Here is a 21,790-nt window from a genome sequence, read left to right as displayed (position 1 = left end):
GCTTCCCCCCAAGGCCCCGCGACGTTATGCTGCACAGCGGCAAGATAGGAGGGTTCGTACTCCATGACAACCGATCATGAAGAGTCCGCAGAAAAGCTTGATCGGCTGAACGCCAACCTGAAGCGCATAGAGGAACTGTCGCAACGGCTCATGGCAGCAATGGGCCGCAGGCGCGGCGTGCGGCCTTCGCTCCAGGGGCCTGATCAGGAACTCTTCATGAAGGCCGGCGCGGCTTACATGACGGAAATGATGAAAAACCCCTCGAGGATCATCGAGCAGCAGGTAAGCTACTGGGGCAACGCGCTGAAGCATTACGTCGAGGCGCAGGAGGCCTTGCGCGATGGCACACTGACCCCGCCGACCGACAATACGCCCCACGACAGGCGATTTTCCAACCCGCTGTGGAACACGCACCCCTATTTCAACTATCTCAAGCAGCAGTATCTGATGACTTCCGAGGCGATGGAGCGGGCAGTCGCGGAACTTGATCATCTGTCGCCGCGCGATCGCAAGCGGCTGCAGTATTTCAGCCGCCAGATCATCGACATGTTCTCGCCCGCCAATTTCCTCAGCACCAACCCCGAGGCCCTGGCCCGTGCGGTGGAAACCGATGGCGAAAGCCTGGTCAAGGGATTGGAAAACCTGGTGCGCGACATCGAGGCCAACGATGGCGAGTTGCTGGTCACACTGGCCGACCGCGGCGCTTTTCGCGTGGGCGAAAACCTGGCCACCACGCCGGGGCAGGTGGTCTATCGCAACCGCATGTTCGAGCTGATCCAGTACACACCCACTACAGAAAAGGTGCATCGCACGCCGCTGATCATCTTTCCGCCCTGGATCAACAAGTTCTACATCATGGACTTGAAGCCGCAAAACAGCCTGGTGAAATGGATCGTCGATCAGGGTTACACCCTGTTCGTCGTCAGTTGGGTGAACCCCGATGCCTCTTACGCCGATGTCGGGCTCGATACCTATATCGAAGAGGGCTATCTGGAAGCGATCGCGCAGGTGAAGGCGATTACTGGCGAGGACAAGGTCAACGCCGTGGGCTATTGCATTGCCGGGACGACGTTGGCGCTGACGCTCGCACTCTTGCACAAGCGCAAGGATCGCTCGGTGCGTTCTGCCACCTTTTTCACCACCCTGACCGATTTTGCGGATCAGGGTGAATTCAGCGTCTTTCTCGAAGATGATTTCGTCGATGGGATCGAGGCGGAAACGCAGGAAAAGGGCTTTTTGCACGCTTTCTTCATGTCGCGCACGTTTTCCTTTCTGCGCTCGAACGACCTGGTCTACGGCCCGGCGATTCGCAGCTACATGCTGGGCGAGGCGCCACCCGCTTTCGATCTGCTCTACTGGAATGGCGACAGCACCAATCTGCCGGGGCGCATGGCGGTCGAGTATCTGCGCTGGCTTTGCCAGCAAAACCGATTTGCCACGGGCGAGATCGAGATGTTCGGCCAGAAGCTCTCGCTGAAGGACGTGCGCCTGCCGCTTTGTGCGATCGCTTGCGAAACCGACCATATTGCCCATTGGCGCGGCAGTTTCGCCGGCATCGCGCAGATGGGCAGCCGTGACCGCAGTTTCATCCTCTCGGAATCGGGTCATATCGCCGGGATCGTGAACCCCCCCGAAAAAAAGAAATACGGCCATTACGTCAGTGATGCGCCGCTGGAAGAGCCGGAAAGCTGGCGCGCGGGGGCCGAGCGGCACGATGGGTCATGGTGGCCCCGCTGGGAGGCCTGGTTGGCGCGCCGGTCGGGTGCGATGGTGCCCGCGCGTGAGCCTGGCGGGCCGGACCACCCGCCGCTTTGTCCGGCGCCGGGGCAGTATGTATTATCCCGGCCCGAGGAGTGATCGGGCAAGCTGCAGGCGCCGCCGCGGAAAATCTTGCTGCAGTGCAGCATAAAACCCTTGCATTGCTGCACTGCAGCATCTATCTAGGTATCAGTCGCAGGCGGGAAAGTCCCGTAGCAAGGAGTTTGGACCATGACGAATACGCAAGACTACAGCAAGATGATGCAGGACATGATGGCTTCTTTCCCGGTGGACACGAAGTCCATGCAGGATGCCTTCAAGACCCAGGCCGCGCTCGGCGAAAAGATGAGCCGCATGGTGCTGGAAGCCGCCGAGAAATCGGCCGAGATTTCGAACAAGTGGACCAAGGAAACCCTGACCCAGCTTGGCGAGGCCTCGAAACTGCGCGAAGAGCCGACCGATTACAGCAAGGCTGTGACCGATTTCGCTTCGGCTTCGGCTGAAACCGCGGCCGAGAACATTGCCGCCTTCGGCGAGATCGCCAAGCGCGTTCAGATGGACACCATCGAGGTCATGCTGGCCACCGGCAAGGACTTTTCGCAAGACGCCAGCGCCGCGATGAAGAAAGCCACCGCGCAGGCGACCCAGGCGGCGAAAAAGGCTACCGCATCCGCCACCGCCAAGTAAGGGCGTGGCGATCCGGGCGAATGCCGCGGATACATGAGCGAGACAGACACCGCGACTGGCCCCCTCCCTCCCGGCCGGCGCGGTGGAAAGGGCGGGCTTCGTGCCTGCCCTTTCTTTTTTCAATCGGCTGTCCTAGGCTGTGCTGCGCCGCGTCATGGCGGTACAAACCCGGGAGAGGATGCCCATGGCCGACGCCAAAGAGCCGCTTCTTATCAAGCGCTATGCCAGCCGACGTCTGTATAACACCGAAACCAGTGATTACGTGACGCTCGAGGATATCGCCGGGTTCATCCGGGCGGGTCGCGAGGTCAAGATCGTCGATCTGAAATCGGGCGATGATCTGACGCGTCAGTATCTCTTGCAGATCATTGCTGAACACGAAAGCCGTGGCGAGAACGTGCTGCCGCTCGATGTCCTGACCGATCTGGTGCGCAGCTACACCACCCAGGCGCAAAGCGTGGTGCCGCAGTTTCTCAGCATGTCCTTCGACATGCTGCGCGAGGGTCAGAGCAAGATGATGGAAAACCTGAACACCTTGCCGCCGCCGATACGCAACATGCCGGGGTTCGAAGCGATGCAGCGCCAGCAGCAGGCGTTCATGAAATCGATGATGGCCGGATGGGGAGGGGCGCAGCCTGATGCGGATGCCGGCCAGGCGGCTGACCGGGCGGAGCCGCCCGCGGGCGATGGCGGCGGGGCCGGAAAGGAAGATCTCGAACAGATCAAGGCCCAGCTTGCGGCGCTTGAGGCGCAGCTTTCCAAGCTCAAGAAGTAACGCCCCGGCCCGGGCCGCGCTTTTTTGCAAGCGCGGCTGCCGGCTTCGCGGGGCTCGTGTGGAAAGCGGGCTTTCAGGCGTCCAGCTCGATCCAGAGCGGCGTGTGATCGGAAGGTTTGTCGCCCGCGCGCGGCTCGGTGTCGATGCCGCAGTCGGTCAGCAGATCGGCGGCCTGCGGTGTGAGTAGCGCGTGATCGATGCGGATGCCGTCGTTCTTGCGCCAGGCGCCGCCCTGGTAATCCCAGAACGTGTAATGCCCTGGCCCTGCGTGGCGCGCACGAAAGGCATCGGTAAAGCCAAGATTGACGATCCGCCGGAAGGCCGCGCGGGTTTCCGGCAAGGCGAGCGCGTCTCGCTCCCAGGCTTCGGGGCGGGCGGCATCCTCGGGCAGGGGGATCACGTTGTAATCGCCCGCCATCACGGCAGGTTCCTCGGCGGCCAGCAATTCCCTGGCGCGTGTCTCCAGCCGGGCCATCCACGCAAGCTTGTAATCGTATTTCGGCCCCGGCGCCGGGTTGCCATTGGGCAGATAGAGTCCGCAGATGCGCAGCGCCGAATGGTCGCCCGTCACGGTGGCCTCGATCCAGCGGGCCTGCTCGTCCGAATCGTCGCCAGCCAAGCCGCGACGTACATCCTCAAGGGGCAGTTTTGAAAGGATCGCCACGCCATTGAAACTTTTCTGGCCGTGGGTCTCGATGTTATAGCCGCGTTCCTCTAACAACTCGCGCGGAAAGGCCGCATCGAGGCACTTGATCTCCTGCAGTACCGCCACATCAGGCTGCGCGGCATCCAGCCAGGCGCACAGCGCCTCGACCCGCGCGCGAATGCCGTTGATGTTGAACGTGGCTATCTTCATGGCTTGCCTCCTGCCGCCGCGCGCAATGCCGCCTCTTGGTAGCTTGCGCTTTGCGGCGCGGCAAGCGGCGCGGTCGCTCCTCTTGCTGCGGCTTTCCGCCTGCCGCAGCGGCATAGAATATCCGGCTGGCCCTTGCGGGGGGCTGCCCGCGGCACTAAGACTCCATAAGGTTTCTCAGGATATGTGCCATAAGGCGCAGATAACAGACAGGCAGCGGATGAAAGACCCTATCGACACCTACATGAACACACTCGTCCCCATGGTCGTTGAGCAGACGAGCCGGGGTGAGCGCGCCTATGACATCTTCTCGCGCCTGCTGAAGGAACGGATCATCTTCCTCACGGGGCCGGTGCATGACGGGATGTCTTCGCTGATCGTGGCGCAGCTTCTGCACCTCGAGGCCGAAAATCCGGCCAAGGAAATCTCGATGTATATCAACAGTCCCGGTGGTGTGGTGTCATCGGGCCTGTCGATCTACGACACCATGCAATACATCAAGCCCAAGGTCTCGACCCTGGTGGTGGGGCAGGCGGCCTCGATGGGTTCGCTTTTGCTGGCCGCGGGCGAGAAGGGGATGCGCTTCTCGCTGCCCAACAGCCGGATCATGGTGCACCAGCCATCGGGCGGGTTCCAGGGGCAGGCAACCGACATATCGATCCATGCCAAGGAGATTCTCGAGTTGCGCGACCGGCTCAACCGGATCTACGTCCACCACACCGGACAGGACATCAAGGTTGTGGAAGAGGCCCTTGAACGCGACAATTTCATGACCGCAGAAATGGCGCGCGACTGGGGCATTGTCGATGAAATCGTGTCCAGCCGGGCCGCCGCTGAAGAGGCCAAGGCCTGAGGCTGCCCTTTCCGTCACGATTTCACATTGTGAACAGCGGGGGGCTGGCCTAGTCTTGGCCCGTGGGGTTAGCCTTCCCCGGCGGCAGAATACCCGCCGAAACCGACCGAGGCCGCAGAGGTAGCTTATGAAGAACAATTCCGGCAGCGACAGCAAGAATACGCTCTATTGCTCGTTCTGTGGCAAGAGCCAGCACGAGGTGCGCAAGCTGATCGCGGGCCCGACCGTGTTCATCTGCGACGAATGTGTCGAGCTGTGCATGGACATCATCCGCGAGGAAACCAAATCCTCCGGGCTGAAGGCCACCGATGGCGTTCCCACCCCGCGCGAGATCTGCCAGGTTCTCGATGATTACGTGATCGGGCAGGAGCACGCCAAGCGGGTGCTCTCGGTTGCGGTGCACAACCACTACAAGCGGCTCAATCATTCCTCCAAGGCCAATGAGATCGAGCTGTCGAAATCCAACATCCTGCTGATCGGCCCCACCGGCTGCGGCAAGACGCTGCTGGCACAGACGCTGGCGCGCATCCTGGATGTGCCATTCACCATGGCCGATGCCACCACGCTGACCGAAGCCGGCTATGTCGGCGAGGATGTGGAAAACATCATCCTCAAGCTGCTGCAATCGAGCGAATACAATGTCGAACGCGCCCAGCGCGGCATCGTCTATATCGACGAGGTCGACAAGATCACCCGCAAGTCCGACAATCCCTCGATCACCCGCGACGTCTCGGGCGAGGGGGTGCAGCAGGCACTTCTCAAGCTGATGGAGGGCACTGTGGCCTCCGTGCCGCCACAGGGCGGGCGCAAGCATCCCCAGCAGGAGTTCCTGCAGGTCGACACCACCAACATCCTGTTCATCTGCGGCGGCGCCTTCGCCGGCCTTGACCGGATCATCGCCCAGCGTGGCAAGGGGTCGGCCATCGGCTTTGGCGCCGACGTCAAGGAGCAAAACCAGACAGGCATTGGCGAGACGCTCAAGCTGCTTGAGCCCGAAGATCTGCTGAAATTCGGCCTGATCCCCGAATTCGTCGGGCGGCTGCCAGTGGTGGCCACGCTGACCGATCTGGATGAGGACGCGCTTGTCACCATCCTCACCCAGCCCAAGAACGCGCTGGTCAAACAGTATCAACGCCTGTTCGAGATCGAGAACGCGCAGCTCACCTTCACCGACGAGGCATTGCGCGCCATCGCCAAGCGGGCCATTGCGCGCAAGACCGGCGCGCGGGGCTTGCGCTCGATCATGGAAGACATCCTGCTCGACACCATGTTCGAACTGCCTGGCCTCGATGGCGTCGAGGAGGTGGTGGTCAACGAAGAGGCCGTGACCTCGGAGGCCAAGCCTCTCCTGATCTACTCCGACCGCCGCGAAGAGCCGGTTTCGGCCGGCTGACCCCGGCGCGCGCCGCGCCTGTCTCGCAAGCTATTCCCAGGGGCGTGGCCGTCATGGCCGCGCCCTTTCCCATTGCGCGCCCTCCGCCTGTCCGTTGTCCGTCGCCATCTTGTGCGCTCCATTGCCATTGCAGTTCACCCCTTGCCCTTCACTGTGAGAAAAATATCCAATCCCCCGGTGGCCACCTGCGACTCCAACAGCTTCGGGGGGGCTCGCCCGCCACATCCGCCGCTGCTCCCGCCCGCCGGCGGATGTGACTGGACCTCCGCGCGCACATGCGGCATAGGGGGGAAAAGCTATGCGGAGGGTTCCATGGCGCGGATCACGCAAATCCTGGCTCGGCTGCTTACCTGGTGGAATGGCCAGACACTGGGCACCCAGTTCTTCACCTGGCGCAAGGGCGTCCGGGTCGGCGAGGATGATCAGGGCAACGCCTATTACCAGACCCGCGACGGCAAGCGTCGCTGGGTAATCTTCAATGGCGAATCCGAAGCCAGCCGCATCTCGCCCGACTGGCATGGCTGGCTGCACCATACCTGGGACGAAGCGCCCACCGACAAGCCGCTGCGCCACAAGGACTGGGAAAAACCCCATATCGAGAACCTGACCGGCACGCCGCTGGCTTATGCGCCTGAAGGGTCGCTGCGCCGCAAGAACCCTGTCGAGCGCCGCGACTACGAGGCATGGCAGCCGGAATGACCGGTGAGGTGGCGCGACATGTCGGCTGATCGTGCGGATGCAGTGCTGGGCGGGGTCGTTCTGGCCGTCGCGGCGGGGTTTCTGGTCTATCTCGTTCAGGCGACCGGGGTCGCGCAGACCGGGCGAGGCGGATATGAACTCGTCGCTTCGTTCCGTTCGGCGGAAGGGGTGCGCGTGGGCACGGATGTACGCATGGCCGGGGTCAAGATCGGTTCGGTGACGGGCATGTCGCTCAACCCTGAAAGCTTCCGCGCCGATCTGCAACTGGGGCTGCGCGATGCTGCGTTGCGGCTGCCCGAAGACAGCATGGCCCTGGTCGCCTCCGAAGGATTGCTGGGCGGCACCTATATCGAGATCGTGCCCGGCGGCGCGCCGTATGACCTCGAACCCGGTGCGATGATCTTCAATACCCAGAGTGCGATCAGCTTGCCCACCTTGCTGATGCGTTTTGTCACTGGCAGCGACGCCAGTGCCGCAGGCGGTACGGAGGCACCATGAACAGCCGTTCGGCACCTGCGGCCTGCCTTGCGGGCGTGCTGGCCCTGGCCCTGGCCCTGGCTCTTGCGGTGCCGGATGTTGCCCGCGCACAGGCAGAAGAAGGCGGCATTCAGCTCGATCTGGACCTTGAGGAATTGCTGCGCGAGGAAGACCGCGCAGGCGAGAGCGCCGAGGAGGCCCCGGAGACATTCGAGCCGATCGAATCGATCACCGGCGGTGCTGCGGACCGGCGCGTGGTTTCCGCCACGGGGGCGGTGTTGCGCGGCCTCGACAAGGTGGCGGGCGAGGCGCGCGACATATCCATCGCCGTGGGCGAGACAGTGCAATTCGGGCGCCTGGACATCACGCTTGACGATTGCCGCTACCCTGAAAGCGAGGCCGCCGCCGAAGCCTATGCCCATCTCCAGATCGCCGATCCGCATCTTGAGGAACCGGCTTTCCGCGGCTGGATGATCGCGTCAAGCCCGGCGCTGAGTGCGCTGGATCACGCGCGTTTTGATGTCTGGCTGTTGCGCTGCAACAATTCCTGAGCGCCCGGCGCGCCTCCCTGGCGGTGGAAATCCGCTTGCAGCGCAAGCGCCTGGCGCAATCTTTCGCGATACTCGTCACGGCTGATCTCGATACCTCCCAGCGATTCCAGGTGCGGGGTGAGAAACTGTGTATCAAACAGCGTGAACCCTCCCGTACGCAGCCGGTCAACCAGATAGGCCAGTGCAATCTTTGATGCATCGCGCCTGCGTGAAAACATGCTTTCGCCAAAGAACGCGCCGCCAAGCGCGATGCCGTAAACCCCGCCCACCAACGCGCTGCCTGCGTGCACCTCGAGAGAATGGGCATATCCGGCTTCGTGTAGCCGCAGGCAGAGCGCGAAAATCGTGTCATTGATCCAGGTTTCCGGCCGCTCTGCGCAGCCGCGCATCACACCCGCGAAATCGGCATTCACCGTGATCCGGTAGTCGGCGCCCCGCAGGCGCCGTGCCAGTGACCGCGAGATGTGAAAACCGTCGAGCGGCATGACCCCGCGCCATTCCGGGTCGATCCAGTGCACGCGCGGGTCGTCGCGCCGTTCGGCCATGGGAAAGATGCCTGCCGCATAGGCACGCAGCAATAGCTCGGGGGTGATCTGCTCGGCGCGCATGGGCTGCCGCTCCTGCCTCGTCTCGCGGTTGCTGCCTGACCTTATGCCAGTCCGGTGGTCCGCTGCCATGGCTTTGTGCCGGGGGTGGCGGCAGGTTGCGCTGGATTGTGGCCCGCGCTTGCGCTACCCCATCGCCGAGGGCGAAAAGAGGCGAAAGCGATGAACCTGCCGGACCAGATCACCGCAAGCGGCCGCCGTGTGCTCGAGGCCGAAGGTGCCGCGCTGATGACGCTTGCGCAGCAGATGCCTGCCGATTTTCCCGCCGCCGTGCAGGCGATCCTGGAAATCGGCGGGCGTGTGATCGTCTCTGGCATCGGGAAATCGGGCCATGTCGGGCACAAGATCGCGGCGACCCTGGCCAGCACCGGCACGCCCGCGCATTTCGTCCACGCGACCGAGGCCAGCCATGGCGATCTGGGCATGATAACGCCCGCCGATATCTGCCTGCTGATCTCGAATTCGGGCGAGACGCCCGAGCTGCGCGACATCGTGGCCCATACGCGGCGTTTTTCGATCCCGCTGATCGCGATATCCAGCCGCGCCGGCAGCGCGTTGATGGAGGCGGCCGATCTGCGCCTTCTGCTGCCGCAGGTGCCCGAGGCCTGTGCCATCGGCATGGCCCCCACCACCTCGACCACGCTGACGCTGGCGCTGGGCGATGCGCTGGCGGTGGCGCTGATGGAGCAGCGCGATTTCCAGGCCGAGCAATTCCGCACCAATCATCCGGGCGGGCGGCTGGGGGCGCAGCTTGTGAAGGTCGGGCAGTTGATGCATGTGGGCGATCAGGTGCCGCTGGTGCAGGGTGATACGCCCATGCCCGATGTGCTGATCGAGATGACATCCAAGGGCTTCGGGATCGCCGGCGTTACGCGCGGCGGGCGGCTTGTGGGCGCCATTTCAGACGGCGACTTGCGGCGCAACATGGCGCGGCTGATGGGGTGCAGCGCCACCGATGTGGCGACGCCAAACCCGCAGACGGTGGGGCCGGGCACCCTGGCGGCCGAGGCGGTGGCGATCATGAACCGCCGCAAGATCGGCGCGCTGTTCGTGGTCTCGGACGAGGGGGCGCCGCTGGGCATTCTGCACATCCATGATTGCCTGCGCGCGGGCGTGGCGTGACGGTCGAAAGGGGCGCAGCCGTGAAGACGATCATCCTGATCCCTGCGCGCTATGGCTCGACGCGCTATCCGGGCAAGCCGCTGGCCGAGTTGCGCTTGCCCAACGGCACCCGCAAGCCCCTGATCCAGCTGACCTGGGAGGCCGCGCAAGCCGTGCGCGGCGTGGACGGGGTGCATGTGGCCACCGACGACGAACGCATCGCACGGGCCGCGCAGGATTTCGGCGCGCAGGTGATCATGACCTCGGACGCCTGTGCCAACGGCACCGAACGCTGCGCCGATGCCCTGGCGCGGGCCGGTCTGTCGGCGGATGTGGTGGTCAACCTGCAGGGCGATGCGCCGCTCACCCCGCCCTGGTTCATTGAGGCGCTGATCGACACGATGGCGCGCGATCCCGCCGTTCAGGTGACAACCCCGGTGCTGCGCTGCGACCGCGAAACCCATGCGCATTTTCTCGAAGACCGCCGCGCGGGCCGGGTGGGGGGCACCACCGCCGTGTTCGACCGCGCAGGCAACGCACTCTATTTTTCCAAGGAGGTGCTGCCTTACACCGATGCCTCGGTGCGCGCGGGCGACGGCGAGGTGCCGGTGTTTCACCATGTCGGCGTCTATGCCTATCGCCCGACGGCGCTGGCGGCCTATGGTGGCTGGGCGCCGGGGCGGCTGGAGCAGCTTGAGGGGCTTGAGCAGCTGCGTTTTCTCGAAAACGGTGCGCCGGTGCGCTGTGTGACTGTCGAGGCGCGCGGGCGGGTGTTCTGGGAACTCAATAACCCCGAGGATGTCGCCCGTATCGAAAAGGTTCTGGAGGCCGCGCAATGATCCCCAAGACCCTCACCATCGGCGATGTGACACTTGGCGGCGATGCGCCTTTTGCGCTGATCACCGGCCCGTGCCAGCTTGAATCGCTCGATCATGCGCGGATGATGGCCGAACGCATTGCCGAGGCCTGCGCGCCGAGCCACACGCAGTTCATCTTCAAGGCCAGCTATGACAAGGCCAACCGCTCGTCTATCGGCACGCCGCGCGGGCTGGGCATGGCCAAGGGGCTGGAGATCCTGGCGCGCATCCGCGAGGAATTCGGCTGCCCCGTTCTGACCGATGTGCATGAGCCCGGCCAATGCGCCGAGGTGGCCGAAGCCGTGGATGTATTGCAGATCCCGGCATTCCTGTGCCGGCAGACCGATCTGCTGCTTGCCGCCGGGGCGACGGGGCGTGCGATCAATGTCAAGAAGGGGCAGTTTCTGGCGCCCTGGGACATGGGCAATGTGGCCGACAAGATCGCCAGCACCGGCAACGAGCGCATCATGCTATGCGAGCGCGGCACATCCTTTGGCTACAACACGCTGGTCAGCGATTTTCGCGCCTTGCCGGTAATGGCCGCCACCGGCTGGCCGGTGATCTTTGACGCGACCCATTCGGTGCAGCAGCCCGGCGGCCTCGGCGGCGCAAGCGGCGGCCAGCGCGAATTCGCTCCGGTGCTGGCGCGCGCGGCCTGTGCCGTCGGGGTGGCGGGGCTCTTCATCGAAACCCACGAAGACCCGGATCGCGCGCCGAGCGACGGGCCGAACATGATCCCGGTCGACGAGTTGGCCCGCCTTGTGGCCGAACTGCGTGCGTTTGACGACCTCGCGCGCCGCTTCGATGGCCGTGCCGGGGGCGCGCCGAAAGGCTGAGCCGTACATAAAGCTGCCGGGGGCTGAAAGCTGTCGCGAAGCGCTTGCCAACCCGGCCTTGTCCGGCGTAAGAAGCGCGCGGTTCGGGTGATTAGCTCAGTTGGTAGAGCGTCTCGTTTACACCGAGAATGTCGGCGGTTCGAATCCGTCATCACCCACCATGATACAGCGAAGAAGCCAAACAGGACGGATGCTTTTCGCCCTTCGACAGCGCCGTCGGTTAGCCTTATTCCGCATTGGCCTGTGGCCGCTGGACGAATTCACGCCAGCCGCGAAGGGGGCGAGCATATCTCCTGCGCCCAAATGACTGTTTCCGGCAGGGTATTGCAAGGGCGTGAAAAATGCGAAGCCCCGGAGCGGCCATCGCGCCCCGGGGCTTGCTGATTCTGGTGCCGGTGAAGGGACTCGAACCCCCGACCCCATCATTACGAATGACGTGCTCTACCAGCTGAGCTACACCGGCATACTTATCGATGATGACCCTGCCCGGGGGCTGGATCGGGCGCTTTTAGCGCATCGCTCCGTGGCGTCAACGGCTTTGCGGCAATGCCCGGTATCGATGCGCCCTGATGGCACCGAGCGGCTGTTTAACACCGGCCTTTGCGGGTGTGTAGCCCTAATCTTGTGCTTTTCGGGCTTTGGTGGGCCGGTCCGCATCGTCGATGAATTCGGCATCTCGCGCGTAATCCGGGTCGGGCGTGGCGGCGGCCTTGTCGTGGGTTTCCGGCTCTGCCTTGCCTGGGGCGTCTTCCTCCACTTCTGTCTCGCCGGTATCGGCGGCGTCAGTGTCATCGGCTGCGGGTGGGGGTGCGGGCTGGCCCACGATGAGCGGCAGCATCTCTGTCTGGGTGGGCGATGGGCCGGTATCTTCGGGCGGTTCGCGCCAGCTGAGCGTATCGAAGCCCTCGCAATTGCTGCAGATCGCGCTCCAGCGGCCATGGATGCTGTGGCATTTCTCGCATACCCAGCGCGGCCCGCGCGGGGCGGTCAGTGCCCGCGTCAGCCAGCCGCGCACCACCGCGTCTTCTGATCCTTCGCCGCGCTCGATCGCCGCCATGATGGTGAAAACCCGCGCCACCGGGTGGCTTTCGGTCAGGGTGCCCATGGCGCGGCGGGCAGCGGGGAAATCCTCGGCCGCAATCAGCAGTTCGGCCTGCAGCATCCGGGTTTCTGGATGGTCGGGCAGGGCGGTCAGCAGCGGGCGGAAACGCTTGAGGCGTTCGGCAGGGGGCTCGTCGGGGGCAATTTCGGCAAAGGCCGCGGCAAGCTCCGGGTGGGGCGCGGCGGCCCAGGCGTTCTTGAGGATCTTTGCGGCCTTGCGCGGGGTCTCGCGTTCGATCCAGGTGCGGGCGGCGGCAATGGCAGCAGGCACCAGGTCGGGCGATAGGCGGTTGGCCTCGATCGCGGCGTCGCCGGCATGGCGCGGTTTGCCTTCGTTGCGGAAATCATCAGCGGCCTGCAGCGCCAGCACCGCGTCACGACGGCGGTAGATATCCTTGGGCAGCGCCCCGCTGTGCTTGCGCGCAAGCAGGGTTTCGCGTGCGCCCGTCCAGTCACGCTTTTGCGCCTGAAGGTCGAGCAGCACCTGCTGAGTTTCGTCATGGCCGGGCTTGAGCGTGAAGGCCTTCTGCGCCAGTTTCAGCGCCTTGTCGGTATCGCCCTCGGCCAGTTTCTGGCGCAACAGCCCGCGCACGCCGACAAACTTTGTCGATTTGTCGTCGAGCAGTTTCTTGTAATAGCTGATGGCGCGGCGGGTGTCGCCCTGCATTTCGGCGGCCTGGGCGCTGATCAGATTGGTCAACTCGGGTCGGCCCAGAAGTTTCTCGGCCTTGGCGACCTTGGTCATGGCCTGTGTTGGTTCGCCCGAGGCCAGCGCCATCATCCCGTCGACGAGCGCCTGAAACCCGCGTCTTTCGCGGTTGCGCGCGAAAAATCGCGATATGGCCGTCTCATCGCCATTGAGAAAGCGCAGCACGGCCACCGTCAGCCCCGCGAGCTTGAGGATCAGCCAGAGCGTCAGCAGCAGCAGGAACACCGCGACAAGTGTCTGCAAGGGCCCAAGGGTGAACTCTAACCCTGCCACGGCGATGCGCAGCCCGTCGCCGCTGTCGAGCAGCCTCTCGGCCCCCAGCGCCAGCGCCGCCACCGCAGCGATGAAAAGGATGATCTTCAGCAGCGACCAGAGCATATGCTGCCCCCTCAGAGCGTGTCAATTTGCGCAGCAAGCGCGGTGAATGCCTCAATTGCCCGCACCCTTGTGCGAGCCTGCTCCTCCCAGTCGGTCAGGTACGGGCGAGCGCTGTCGGGCAGCGCGCCCAGTTCGTCAAGGGCGGTTTGCAGCGCTCCTTCGCGCAGCGCGGCCTCGGCGCGTGAAAGCACTGCATCCGGGTCCGCCCCCTCGCGCGGGGCGAGCGAGCGCGCCCCGGTCTGCACCTGCAAGAAGGTCAGTATCCGCGCGCCAAGGCCAAGGTCTTCGTCGAGGTCGCGCCGCGTTGCATCCAGAGCCGCGCGGGCCGCAGGCGGAAAGCCGGCTTGCAGGGCGGCCAGCGTGGGCACGCCGTCGTTTGCGCGCGCATCCAGCGCCTGCGGTGCGGCAAACCCTGCCTCGGCGAGCCGGTTGAGCGGGGTGCGATAGGGCGCGCCATCGGCCAGCGCCGTTTCGATCTGGCGCAGCGCCTCGCGCAGGGCGGCGGCGGCCTGCCTGGCGGCTTCCTCCTCAGCGCGGGCCTCAATCGCGGTCTGCGCGGCGCGCGCCTGATCCTGCGCCGCCTCGGCGATGTCGCGCAGTTCGGCAAGCTCGCCTCGCAGGGTCGTAAGCTGCTGCAGGAATTCTTCGGGGATGTCGGCACCCAAGTCATCGGGCACGGGCGGGCGGGCTTCCAGCGTGGCCAGCCGCGTCTCGAACTGTGCCAACTCCGCGCGCAGGGTCTCGGCGGTGGCTGCCGCGACTGCATCGGCATGGCCGGTGGCAGTGGTTGTGGACTCGTCCAGGCGGGTGGTGAGTTCGTCACGCAGCGCCGCAAGCGCGCTTTCGGTGGCGTCAAGCCGTTCCTGCTGGTTGCCAAGAGCCTCCTCCACGGCGGCCATCTCGCCGCTTGCGCCGAAAGGCCAAAGGCCCGTTCGATCCATGTAAACGGCCAGGCCGAAACCCAGCGCGGCGGCCAGCGCCCCGCCAAGGATCAGCGGCGCGAAGGTGCGGCGCGGGGGCGCAGGCGGGGCTGGCGGAGCAGCCGTCTCCGGCGCGGGCTCCTGCGATGACCCTTGCGCGGGCTCTTGCGACGGTTCTGTGGCAGCGGCCTCATCTGCATCGTCGGGCCGGGAGGCGGGCACCACCGCATCGGGCCGGATGGCAGGGTCGATCCCCGGCGGCACGCCAGGCACGCCGGTTTCCGGTGCCTGCGGATCGGTCGGGGCGGGCGATGACTGCGCGCCCCCGGGTTCTTGCAATGTTTCAGAGGTTTCGGGCGCGGCCGCTTCGGGCTGGGCCTGTTCCTTTTCGTCTGGCGATGGGGACGCCTTCGCTTTGCTCCTGCGCCCCGTCGGGGATTTGGGGGTCGTCTTTCCGGATCGTGCCAAGAAAACCTTCCTTCCGATTCGCATTCTGGCGCCAATGGCGCGCGCCCCTACCTTATGACCTTAGTCCTTGCGCTGTGCTCTCTCAAGGCGCAGCCGCGCGGCAATCCGCTGCACTGCCCCGAGCATGGCTTTTGCATCGGGCCGCGCGGCAAGGCAGACAGGGTCGGCCCGTGCCGCCTGCCAGGCCTCGGCAGCCGCCGCGCTTATGGCAACGGGCCAGAGCTGGGCGCGCGTGGCAGAAGGCAAGGATGCCACCAGCAGCCGCGCCGACCGGGGCGAGAAAAGGGGCACGATCACATCGCCGTGTCGGCTCAGCAGGGCGCGGGCCTCGGGGCTGAGCGGGCAGGGCTGCTGGTCGTAGACCACCTGCGCCGTGCAGGGCAGACCGGCGGCAGTCAGCCTTTCGGCCAGATCGCCACGGGCATGGGCGCCGCGCAGGTGAAGAAGCGGCGTTTCGGGGCGGGTCTCGCACAGCAGGCGCAGCAGGGCCTCGGCGTTGCCCCCCTGCCGGTGCGCCGAGCGCACCGGCGCAAAGCCCGCCGCGCGTGCCGCGGCAGCCGTGCGCGTGCCCACGCACCAGACTGGCCAATCGCGCCGTGCCGCCTGGGCGGCGAAGCCCGCCACGCCATTCTCCGAAGTGAAGATCAGCCCTGCCGCGCGGGCGGCTTCTTCCGGATCGGGCAGGGGGCGCGGCACAATTTCCAGAAGCGGTGCGATCACCGCCTCGGGCGCCTGTGCGCCCATCCTTTCAGCCAATGCGCGGGCGAAACGCCCGGCCTGCGTGCGCGGTCGGGTCAGCAACAGGGCGGGTGACATTTCGGGCAAGGGCTTTCGCGCCGCGGCGCGCTCCATATTGTCTGGCCGTGTTCCGGGTGCTACCCCGCTTGCAACTGTGACGCAACAAAAGGCGAATTGCGCGCGCATGGGCCGGTGCCTCACCATACTCGGACTGGAAAGCAGCTGCGACGACACCGCTGCGGCCGTGGTGCGCCATTGCACGGGCGCGGCACCCGAGATCCTGTCAAATATCGTCGCGGCGCAAACCGATCTGCACGCGGCCTTCGGTGGGGTGGTTCCCGAGATCGCCGCCCGCGCCCATGCCGAAAAGCTCGACCTGTGTGTCGAGGCCGCGCTGGAAGGCGCCGGGCTGGGGCTGCGCGACATGGATGCCATTGCCGTGACCGCCGGGCCGGGGCTGATCGGGGGCGTGCTGGCGGGGGTGATGTGCGCCAAGGGGCTGGCCGCCGGGGCGGGGTTGCCGTTGGTCGGGGTCAACCACCTGGCCGGGCACGCGCTGACACCACGCCTGACCGACGGGCTGGAATTTCCCTACCTCATGCTGCTGGTCTCGGGCGGGCATTGCCAGTTCGTCATCGTACGCGGGGCCGAGGATTTCACCCGCCTGGGCACCACCATCGACGATGCTCCGGGCGAGGCCTTCGACAAGACCGCCAAGCTGCTGGGCCTGCCGCAGCCCGGCGGCCCCTCGGTCGAGGTCGAGGCGCAGGCCGGCGATCCGGCGCGCTTTCGCTTTCCGCGCCCGCTGCTGGACCGCCCCGGCTGTGACCTCTCCTTTTCGGGGCTCAAGACAGCGCTGTTGCGCGCGCGCGATGCGCTGGTAGCCGAAAAGGGGGGGCTGACGCAGGCCGACCGGGCCGATCTGTGCGCCTGCTTCCAGGCGGCGGTGGTGGATGTGCTGGCCGAAAAATCGCGCCGCGCGATTGCAGTCTTTCGCGCCGAAGGGCTGGCGGGCACGGGCTTTGCCGTGGCCGGCGGGGTCGCGGCAAACCGCGCCATCCGCGCCCGGCTCGAGGCTGTGGCGAATGAGGCAGGCTTGCCCTTTGTCGCGCCGCCGCTTGCTCTTTGCACCGACAATGCCGCAATGATCGCCTGGGCGGGTCTTGAACGCTTTCGTCTGGGCGCGCGCGACGGCATGGCATTGGCCGCACGGCCCCGCTGGCCGCTCGATACGGCGAACCCGGCCAGCTATGGCGGCGGCAGGAAAGGGGCAAAGGCATGAGCAGCACCTCGCAGGGCGGGTTGCGCGTGGCGGTGGCCGGGGCCGGGGCCTTCGGCACGGCGCTGGCGGTTGTGCTGGCGCATGGTGGCGCGCGGGTGACGCTTTGGGCGCGCGATGCCGATCATGTGGCCGAGATGCGGCGCCTGCGCGAAAACACCCGCCGCCTGCCCGGCGTGACCCTGCCTGATGTGGTCGAACTGGAAAGCGACCCGGCGCTTATGGTCGGGGCGGAGGCCGTTCTGCTGGCTGTGCCGATGCAGCGGCTTTCGGGGTTCCTGCGCGCCCATGTCAGGGTGCTGGGCAGGGTCGGGGCGCTGGTGGCCTGCTCCAAGGGGATCGACCTGGAAACCGGGCTGGGGCCGGTGGGCACCATTGCCGCCGTTCTGCCCGGCAGCCGCGCCGCGATCCTGACGGGGCCCAGCTTCGCGGCTGATATCGCGCGCGGGCTACCTACCGCCCTGACATTGGCCTGCGCCGACGAAGCCACCGCCGGGCAGTTGCAGGCGCGGCTTTCGACCCCGGCGCTGCGGCTATATCGCAGCACCGATGTGGCGGGCGCCGAACTGGGCGGCGCGCTCAAGAATGTCATTGCCATCGCCGCGGGCATCGTCATCGGCGCAGGGCTGGGCGACAGTGCCCGCGCGGCGCTGACCACCCGCGGCTATGCCGAGATGCTGCGCCTGGCCGAGGCGCTGGGCGCGCGGTCAGAGACCTTGGCGGGTCTTTCGGGTATTGGCGATCTGGTGCTGACCTGCACATCGGAAAAATCGCGCAACTTCCGCTTCGGCAAGGCGCTGGCCGCAGGCGAGCAGTTGCCCGAAGGCACCACCGTCGAAGGTGCGGCCACGGCGCGGGCGGTGCTGCGGCTGGCCGAGCGGCACGCGGTCGAACTGCCCATCTGCGCCATGATCGCCGCGATTCTGGAAGACCGCCTGAGCATCGCGCAGGCCGTCGAGGCCCTTCTGGCCCGCCCCCTGAAGGAGGAGTAGGAACAATGCCTCTGTTCGCCCTGATCTGCCACGACAAGCCGGGCCATGCCAACCTGCGACAGGAGAACCGCGCCGCGCATCTGGCCTATGCCGAAGCCAGCGGTGCGGTTCACATGGCCGGCCCTTTTCTGGACGAGGCCGGCGGGATGACCGGCTCTTTGGTGATCCTCGACGTGGCCGGCCGCGCCGCGGCCGAGGCCTGGGCCGCCCAGGACCCTTACGCACAGGCCGGGCTTTTCGAAACGGTCAGTATCGCCGCGTGGAAAAAGGTGCTTGGCTGATGGCTTTCTGGCTCATGAAATCCGAACCCGATGTGTTCTCGTGGGGTGACCTGGTTGCAAAGGGCGATGCGGGCGAGGAATGGGACGGTGTGCGCAACTATCAGGCGCGCAACAACATGCGGCAGATGAAACTGGGTGATAAGGTTTTCTTCTATCACTCCCGCAGCGACACCGCGATTGTCGGCATCGCCGAGGTCTGCGCGCTGGCGCATCCCGACAGCACCAGCGATGACCCACGCTGGGAATGCGTGGATATCCGGGCGCGACAGCCGCTGCCCCGCCAGGTGAGCCTGCAGGAGATCAAGGCCGACCCGCGCCTGGCCGAGATGGTGCTGGTGCGCAACTCGCGCCTTTCCGTGCAGCCGGTGCGCGAAGAGGAATGGCGCATCATCTGCGAACTGGCCGCCTGCGCGCCCTGAATACGGGCGCTGCGTGCGGGTGTTGCGCGCATATGCGGATGCTGGTGCCTGCGGCACCTGTTCCGGTTGCCTTCGGCGAGGATATTTGCCCCAAGAAGAAAGGGGTGGGTGCGTGACGGGAAGCCAGCATTGGCTGGGGGCCAAGCCGCTGGTGGGCGAAGCTGCGCGCCACTGCCGCCGGCCTTGAGCCGCCCATGGCGTGGCGCTTGCGAAGGTTGCCGGAGGGCCCGGTTGCCCGAAACCCTCCAGCCCCCCACATGCCCTTCACACAGCACATGCACGTCTTGGAAATTGGTTCCGGCCGTCCTGGCCCGTTGAGGAAGATTGCCAGATTGCGCGAGGGGGCGCAAAGGCAAAGCGTTTTGTATTTTACGGCAACTTCAGAGAAAGTTGATGGACCTTTGCGGGTCGCAGTCGCGCAAGGTCATGGATTCACAGGGTTTCGACTGTTTCAGCGAAAGGCCGAAAGGCTGCAGCGGGAGGGTCGCGATACGGTGGCGGGCCGGGCTGTGCATCCGGCGTGATCGCGCGACCTGCCCCTGGGGGCTGGAGCGGCGTCGCTCAGTTGTCCTGGCGCATCAGGTCGATGATAAGGACATCGGTCGCCGCGGGGCCGAGCACACTCTGCGCGGCCTCGCGCAGGGCACTGCGCAGCCTGTGCATCGGGGCCGATGCGGTGAAATGCCCGCTGAACCCCCCGGCATTGGAATGTTCGAAAAGTGTTTGCAGAAAGATGTCGCGCAGCCGGGGCTCGTGATTTCGGACAAGGGCGGTTTCACCTGCGGCGGTTTCGATGCCAACCGCGAGGATCACCATCGCGCTGATCTTGCCATCCGTGAGCACCGGAACGATGAACTGGTTGTTCAGCCGCACGTAATCGCGTCCTTCGGCGGCTGTGCCCGGGGCAGGGGCCGTAGGCGGGGCGTCCGCCGTGCCGGGCGCGGGCGCGGGGCCCGGCGAAAGCACCAGACCGGCACCGATGCCCCCGGCAAGCCCGAGCAGCGCAAGAAGAATGGGAAGCATCCGGTGCATTCGCGCGTCCCTTCAGAAAGGCAGCACGATATCGGCCATATCCTGCCCCCAGCGCGGTCGCTGCACATCAGAGATCAGCCCGCGTCCGCCATAGGCGATCCGCGCGCCGGCGATCTTGTCATAGGTGATCTCGTTGCGTCGGCTGATGTCTTCGGGGCGGACATAGCCTGTCACGACGAGTTCGCGCAATTCTTGATTGACGCGCACTTCCTGCGTGCCTTCGATACGGAGAACACCGTTGGGGAGCTGTTCGACAATGGTGGTTGCGACCCTGAGCGTCAGCCGCTCATTGCGCCGGATTGCGCCATCGCCGCTGAAGCTGCCCGCGCCGCTCGTGGCGACCGCATCGCCCATGCTTGCGCCGTCGGGCAGGTGGCGATCGACCCTTTGTGGCAGACCGAACAGCGACGAGACCGACATGCTCTCCGACCCGGTGCGCGCGCGCGCCGAGTTGTTCGACATCTCGGCGCGGTCGTCGATCTCGATCACCACGGTCAGGATGTCGCCGCGGCGGCTGGCGCGCCGATCGCCCAGGAGTGATTTCTGCCCCGCCGACCAGATCGAGGCCGTGTCGGTCGGGCGCCGGTCCCCGGCGCGTTCAGGCAGGGGGATGCTGTGCATGGCGTGGTGCTGGGCGGTTGCCTCGACCGGGTTGAACCCGGGCGCCTGGCCGATACGGTCCAGCCGTTCGCAGCCCAGGGTGAAAAGACACAGGACAAGTATTGCGAAACGGTGCATGAGCAGCCTCCGGATTGGATGTGTTTCAGTGATCTGGCGTGGCGCTGCCGGAGACATGCAGCGTGCCATCCTGTCCGACCACGGCCGAGATCGTGCTGCGTGACGCAAGGTTCATGGCCCGAACCGCCTCGCCCGCGCCGGCGCGCCCCAGCGCGCGGGCATCGGTGGTGATCCGCAGACCGCCCTGCCGGTAGACCAGGGTGACGATCTGGTTGCGTTCGACCAGCGCCGGCGGCCCGACATCGCCCTGTCGCAACGGCCGACCGGCATAGAGCGCGACGCGGGCCTCCATGCCGATGACGCCTGCGGGGTTGTTGAAGCTTCCGGGGGTGGTTTCGGGGATGATGGCGAGATCCTGCGGCGCGAGCACCTCGCCGGCACGAACCGTCCGGGTGACGACGAGGGTTTCGGCCAGGGCCGGCGCGGCGCCCAGCAGCACGGCGGCGAGCGCAGCGCAGGGCAGGCGGGGTGCTTGCCGCGCAGCCATCAGCGCACCTGCGCCGTCGCGCCAAGCATCTGATCGGCGGCGGTGATGACTTTGGCATTGAGCTCATAGCCGCGCTGGGCTTTGATCAACTCGCTCACTTCGCGGATGGCATCGACCGAGCTTTCCTCGAGATAACCCTGGCGCAGGGTGCCCAGGCCGTTTTCGCCGGGGGCGCCGATCATTGCCGGGCCGGAGGCGCCGGTTTCGGCGAAAAGGTTGGAGCCGATTGCCTCAAGCCCCTTTTCGTTGGTGAAGGCGGCCAGCGTGATCTGGCCCAGGATTTCCGGCTCCGGCCGGTCGCCGAAATAGGCGTAAACCTCGCCGGCGGCGTTGATCGACAGGCTGCGCGCGTCGTCGGGGATGACGATGCCGGGCACCAGTTCGAACCCGTCGGCGGTGACAACCAGTCCGTCAGCCGAGCGGTGCAGACCGCCGTCACGTGTATAGGCGGGCATTCCTGAAGGGTGCGCCACCTCGAGATAGCCGCGCCCCTCGATCGCGATGTCGAGATCGCCATTCGTCTGGACCGGCGCGCCCTGTGCGAGCATGACCGATACCGCCGCCGGCCGCACCCCGAGGCCCAGCTGCACCCCCACAGGCACCAGGGTGCCATCGGCGGCGTTGATCGTGCCCGCACGGGTGTGCTGCTGGTAATGCAGATCCGCGAATTCGGCACGGCGGGCGTTGAAGCCGGTGGTGTTCATGTTGGCGAGGTTGTTGGAAATCACATCGACCCGTGTCTGCTGTGCGAGCATCCCGGTTGCGGCGATCTGCAAGGCGCGCATGTTCAGCCCCTTTCTCGG

At 65.7% G+C, this 21,790-nt stretch carries 24 protein-coding genes and 2 tRNA genes; 16 read left to right on the top strand and 10 right to left on the bottom strand.

The window, feature by feature from the left end:
• Positions 1-63: 63 nt before the first annotated feature.
• From phaC to phaR, 3 genes are all read left to right on the top strand, one after another.
• Complete coding sequence (gene phaC, locus DQ229_RS02970; RefSeq protein ID WP_114964786.1) at positions 64-1,857, top strand: class I poly(R)-hydroxyalkanoic acid synthase; 1,794 nt, start codon at positions 64-66, stop codon at positions 1,855-1,857.
• A gap of 132 nt (positions 1,858-1,989) precedes the next feature.
• Positions 1,990-2,445 (top strand): phasin family protein, encoded by a 456-nt coding sequence (locus DQ229_RS02965; protein WP_114964785.1) that lies wholly within the window; start codon positions 1,990-1,992, stop codon positions 2,443-2,445.
• A 184-nt stretch (positions 2,446-2,629) separates the two neighbouring features.
• Positions 2,630-3,220 (top strand): polyhydroxyalkanoate synthesis repressor PhaR, encoded by a 591-nt coding sequence (phaR, locus tag DQ229_RS02960; RefSeq protein ID WP_114964784.1) that lies wholly within the window; start codon positions 2,630-2,632, stop codon positions 3,218-3,220.
• Between the two features lie 73 nt (positions 3,221-3,293).
• Here phaR and xth read toward each other — a convergent pair whose 3' ends face one another.
• The gene (xth, locus tag DQ229_RS02955) at positions 3,294-4,076 is read right to left on the bottom strand and encodes an exodeoxyribonuclease III (RefSeq protein ID WP_114964783.1); all 783 of its coding nucleotides are present in this window, start codon (positions 4,074-4,076) and stop codon (positions 3,294-3,296) included.
• Between the two features lie 217 nt (positions 4,077-4,293).
• On the opposite strand from xth, the gene DQ229_RS02950 reads away from it, so the two are divergent.
• The 5 genes from DQ229_RS02950 (at position 4,294) to DQ229_RS02930 (ending at position 8,046) form a co-directional block, all read left to right on the top strand.
• Entirely contained in the window at positions 4,294-4,926 is a 633-nt protein-coding gene (locus tag DQ229_RS02950) for an ATP-dependent Clp protease proteolytic subunit (protein WP_114964782.1), read from the top strand.
• Between the two features lie 127 nt (positions 4,927-5,053).
• Positions 5,054-6,319, top strand: coding sequence for an ATP-dependent Clp protease ATP-binding subunit ClpX (gene clpX, locus DQ229_RS02945; RefSeq protein ID WP_114964781.1), 1,266 nt, complete (start codon positions 5,054-5,056; stop codon positions 6,317-6,319).
• A 312-nt stretch (positions 6,320-6,631) separates the two neighbouring features.
• The gene (locus DQ229_RS02940; RefSeq protein WP_114964780.1) at positions 6,632-7,018 is read left to right on the top strand and encodes an NADH:ubiquinone oxidoreductase subunit NDUFA12; all 387 of its coding nucleotides are present in this window, start codon (positions 6,632-6,634) and stop codon (positions 7,016-7,018) included.
• Between the two features lie 18 nt (positions 7,019-7,036).
• Positions 7,037-7,516 (top strand): outer membrane lipid asymmetry maintenance protein MlaD, encoded by a 480-nt coding sequence (gene mlaD / locus DQ229_RS02935; protein ID WP_114964779.1) that lies wholly within the window; start codon positions 7,037-7,039, stop codon positions 7,514-7,516.
• Positions 7,513-8,046, top strand: a complete 534-nt coding sequence (locus DQ229_RS02930) for a DUF2155 domain-containing protein (RefSeq protein WP_114964778.1) — start codon at positions 7,513-7,515, stop codon at positions 8,044-8,046. Before mlaD ends, DQ229_RS02930 begins: the two co-directional genes overlap by 4 nt.
• Here DQ229_RS02930 and aat read toward each other — a convergent pair.
• Positions 8,001-8,654, bottom strand: coding sequence for a leucyl/phenylalanyl-tRNA--protein transferase (gene aat, locus DQ229_RS02925; RefSeq protein WP_114964777.1), 654 nt, complete (start codon positions 8,652-8,654; stop codon positions 8,001-8,003). The two genes, DQ229_RS02930 and aat, sit on opposite strands and share 46 nt — an antisense overlap.
• Positions 8,655-8,813: 159 nt before the next feature.
• Here aat and DQ229_RS02920 point away from each other — a divergent pair, with 159 nt between their 5' ends.
• The 4 genes from DQ229_RS02920 (at position 8,814) to DQ229_RS02905 (ending at position 11,606) form a co-directional block, all read left to right on the top strand.
• Entirely contained in the window at positions 8,814-9,773 is a 960-nt protein-coding gene (locus DQ229_RS02920; protein WP_114964776.1) for a KpsF/GutQ family sugar-phosphate isomerase, read from the top strand.
• 20 nt (positions 9,774-9,793) lie between these two features.
• Positions 9,794-10,591: a 3-deoxy-manno-octulosonate cytidylyltransferase gene (locus tag DQ229_RS02915; RefSeq protein ID WP_114964879.1), complete on the top strand. Its 798-nt coding sequence runs from the start codon at positions 9,794-9,796 to the stop codon at positions 10,589-10,591.
• Entirely contained in the window at positions 10,588-11,445 is an 858-nt protein-coding gene (kdsA, locus tag DQ229_RS02910) for a 3-deoxy-8-phosphooctulonate synthase (RefSeq protein WP_114964775.1), read from the top strand. The genes DQ229_RS02915 and kdsA overlap by 4 nt, the downstream gene beginning before the upstream one ends.
• A gap of 85 nt (positions 11,446-11,530) precedes the next feature.
• Positions 11,531-11,606: transfer RNA gene (locus DQ229_RS02905), tRNA-Val, on the top strand.
• Between the two features lie 226 nt (positions 11,607-11,832).
• On the opposite strand, the gene DQ229_RS02900 is transcribed toward DQ229_RS02905, so the two are convergent.
• The 4 genes from DQ229_RS02900 to DQ229_RS02885 form a co-directional block, all read right to left on the bottom strand.
• A tRNA-Thr gene (locus tag DQ229_RS02900) sits at positions 11,833-11,908 on the bottom strand.
• 153 nt (positions 11,909-12,061) lie between these two features.
• Positions 12,062-13,633: a heme biosynthesis protein HemY gene (locus DQ229_RS02895; RefSeq protein ID WP_114964774.1), complete on the bottom strand. Its 1,572-nt coding sequence runs from the start codon at positions 13,631-13,633 to the stop codon at positions 12,062-12,064.
• Between the two features lie 11 nt (positions 13,634-13,644).
• A complete protein-coding gene (locus tag DQ229_RS02890; RefSeq protein WP_114964773.1) occupies positions 13,645-14,892 on the bottom strand; it encodes a COG4223 family protein in 1,248 nt (415 codons plus the stop codon).
• A gap of 189 nt (positions 14,893-15,081) precedes the next feature.
• Positions 15,082-15,837 carry a uroporphyrinogen-III synthase gene (locus DQ229_RS02885; protein ID WP_238380939.1) on the bottom strand — a complete coding sequence of 252 codons (756 nt, stop codon included), beginning with the start codon at positions 15,835-15,837 and terminating at the stop codon, positions 15,082-15,084.
• A 106-nt stretch (positions 15,838-15,943) separates the two neighbouring features.
• On the opposite strand from DQ229_RS02885, the gene tsaD reads away from it, so the two are divergent.
• The 4 genes from tsaD to DQ229_RS02865 are packed head-to-tail and all read left to right on the top strand — an operon-like array spanning position 15,944 to position 18,730.
• Positions 15,944-17,041 (top strand): tRNA (adenosine(37)-N6)-threonylcarbamoyltransferase complex transferase subunit TsaD, encoded by a 1,098-nt coding sequence (gene tsaD / locus DQ229_RS02880; RefSeq protein ID WP_114964771.1) that lies wholly within the window; start codon positions 15,944-15,946, stop codon positions 17,039-17,041.
• Complete coding sequence (locus tag DQ229_RS02875) at positions 17,038-18,030, top strand: NAD(P)H-dependent glycerol-3-phosphate dehydrogenase (RefSeq protein WP_114964770.1); 993 nt, start codon at positions 17,038-17,040, stop codon at positions 18,028-18,030. Before tsaD ends, DQ229_RS02875 begins: the two co-directional genes overlap by 4 nt.
• Positions 18,031-18,035: 5 nt before the next feature.
• Positions 18,036-18,311, top strand: coding sequence for a YciI family protein (locus DQ229_RS02870; protein ID WP_114964769.1), 276 nt, complete (start codon positions 18,036-18,038; stop codon positions 18,309-18,311).
• Positions 18,311-18,730: an EVE domain-containing protein gene (locus DQ229_RS02865; protein WP_114964768.1), complete on the top strand. Its 420-nt coding sequence runs from the start codon at positions 18,311-18,313 to the stop codon at positions 18,728-18,730. Before DQ229_RS02870 ends, DQ229_RS02865 begins: the two co-directional genes overlap by 1 nt.
• Before the next feature lie 561 nt (positions 18,731-19,291).
• Here the strand turns inward: DQ229_RS02865 and DQ229_RS02860 are convergent.
• From DQ229_RS02860 to flgG, 4 genes are read right to left on the bottom strand one after another with little or no spacing between them, the layout of a single operon-like run.
• Positions 19,292-19,753, bottom strand: coding sequence for a flagellar basal body-associated FliL family protein (locus DQ229_RS02860; protein WP_238380938.1), 462 nt, complete (start codon positions 19,751-19,753; stop codon positions 19,292-19,294).
• A 21-nt stretch (positions 19,754-19,774) separates the two neighbouring features.
• On the bottom strand, positions 19,775-20,500 hold the full coding sequence (gene flgH / locus DQ229_RS02855) for a flagellar basal body L-ring protein FlgH (RefSeq protein WP_114964766.1): 726 nt from the start codon (positions 20,498-20,500) through the stop codon (positions 19,775-19,777).
• 25 nt (positions 20,501-20,525) lie between these two features.
• Positions 20,526-20,987, bottom strand: a complete 462-nt coding sequence (gene flgA / locus DQ229_RS02850) for a flagellar basal body P-ring formation chaperone FlgA (protein WP_114964765.1) — start codon at positions 20,985-20,987, stop codon at positions 20,526-20,528.
• Positions 20,987-21,772, bottom strand: a complete 786-nt coding sequence (gene flgG / locus DQ229_RS02845; RefSeq protein WP_114964764.1) for a flagellar basal-body rod protein FlgG — start codon at positions 21,770-21,772, stop codon at positions 20,987-20,989. The genes flgA and flgG overlap by 1 nt, the downstream gene beginning before the upstream one ends.
• Positions 21,773-21,790 lie beyond the last annotated feature (18 nt).

This window comes from Alkalilacustris brevis, from assembly GCF_003350345.1.
GTDB classification, from domain to species: Bacteria; Pseudomonadota; Alphaproteobacteria; order Rhodobacterales; family Rhodobacteraceae; genus Alkalilacustris; species Alkalilacustris brevis.
Note: the sequence above shows the minus strand (reverse complement) of the source record. Positions and strands in the feature narration are given on the sequence as shown.

Bases quoted from the DNA above. Each gene is read 5' to 3' on its own strand.
- phaC (WP_114964786.1), top strand. From the start codon at position 64: ATGACAACCGATCATGAAGAGTCCGCAGAAAAGCTTGATCGGCTGAAC.
- DQ229_RS02965 (WP_114964785.1), top strand. From the start codon at position 1,990: ATGACGAATACGCAAGACTACAGCAAGATGATGCAGGACATGATGGCT.
- phaR (WP_114964784.1), top strand. From the start codon at position 2,630: ATGGCCGACGCCAAAGAGCCGCTTCTTATCAAGCGCTATGCCAGCCGA.
- xth (WP_114964783.1), bottom strand. From the start codon at position 4,076: ATGAAGATAGCCACGTTCAACATCAACGGCATTCGCGCGCGGGTCGAG.
- DQ229_RS02950 (WP_114964782.1), top strand. From the start codon at position 4,294: ATGAAAGACCCTATCGACACCTACATGAACACACTCGTCCCCATGGTC.
- clpX (WP_114964781.1), top strand. From the start codon at position 5,054: ATGAAGAACAATTCCGGCAGCGACAGCAAGAATACGCTCTATTGCTCG.
- DQ229_RS02940 (WP_114964780.1), top strand. From the start codon at position 6,632: ATGGCGCGGATCACGCAAATCCTGGCTCGGCTGCTTACCTGGTGGAAT.
- mlaD (WP_114964779.1), top strand. From the start codon at position 7,037: ATGTCGGCTGATCGTGCGGATGCAGTGCTGGGCGGGGTCGTTCTGGCC.
- DQ229_RS02930 (WP_114964778.1), top strand. From the start codon at position 7,513: ATGAACAGCCGTTCGGCACCTGCGGCCTGCCTTGCGGGCGTGCTGGCC.
- aat (WP_114964777.1), bottom strand. From the start codon at position 8,654: ATGCGCGCCGAGCAGATCACCCCCGAGCTATTGCTGCGTGCCTATGCG.
- DQ229_RS02920 (WP_114964776.1), top strand. From the start codon at position 8,814: ATGAACCTGCCGGACCAGATCACCGCAAGCGGCCGCCGTGTGCTCGAG.
- kdsA (WP_114964775.1), top strand. From the start codon at position 10,588: ATGATCCCCAAGACCCTCACCATCGGCGATGTGACACTTGGCGGCGAT.
- DQ229_RS02895 (WP_114964774.1), bottom strand. From the start codon at position 13,633: ATGCTCTGGTCGCTGCTGAAGATCATCCTTTTCATCGCTGCGGTGGCG.
- DQ229_RS02885 (WP_238380939.1), bottom strand. From the start codon at position 15,837: ATGTCACCCGCCCTGTTGCTGACCCGACCGCGCACGCAGGCCGGGCGT.
- tsaD (WP_114964771.1), top strand. From the start codon at position 15,944: ATGGGCCGGTGCCTCACCATACTCGGACTGGAAAGCAGCTGCGACGAC.
- DQ229_RS02875 (WP_114964770.1), top strand. From the start codon at position 17,038: ATGAGCAGCACCTCGCAGGGCGGGTTGCGCGTGGCGGTGGCCGGGGCC.
- DQ229_RS02870 (WP_114964769.1), top strand. From the start codon at position 18,036: ATGCCTCTGTTCGCCCTGATCTGCCACGACAAGCCGGGCCATGCCAAC.
- DQ229_RS02865 (WP_114964768.1), top strand. From the start codon at position 18,311: ATGGCTTTCTGGCTCATGAAATCCGAACCCGATGTGTTCTCGTGGGGT.
- DQ229_RS02860 (WP_238380938.1), bottom strand. From the start codon at position 19,753: ATGCTTCCCATTCTTCTTGCGCTGCTCGGGCTTGCCGGGGGCATCGGT.
- flgH (WP_114964766.1), bottom strand. From the start codon at position 20,500: ATGCACCGTTTCGCAATACTTGTCCTGTGTCTTTTCACCCTGGGCTGC.
- flgA (WP_114964765.1), bottom strand. From the start codon at position 20,987: ATGGCTGCGCGGCAAGCACCCCGCCTGCCCTGCGCTGCGCTCGCCGCC.
- flgG (WP_114964764.1), bottom strand. From the start codon at position 21,772: ATGCGCGCCTTGCAGATCGCCGCAACCGGGATGCTCGCACAGCAGACA.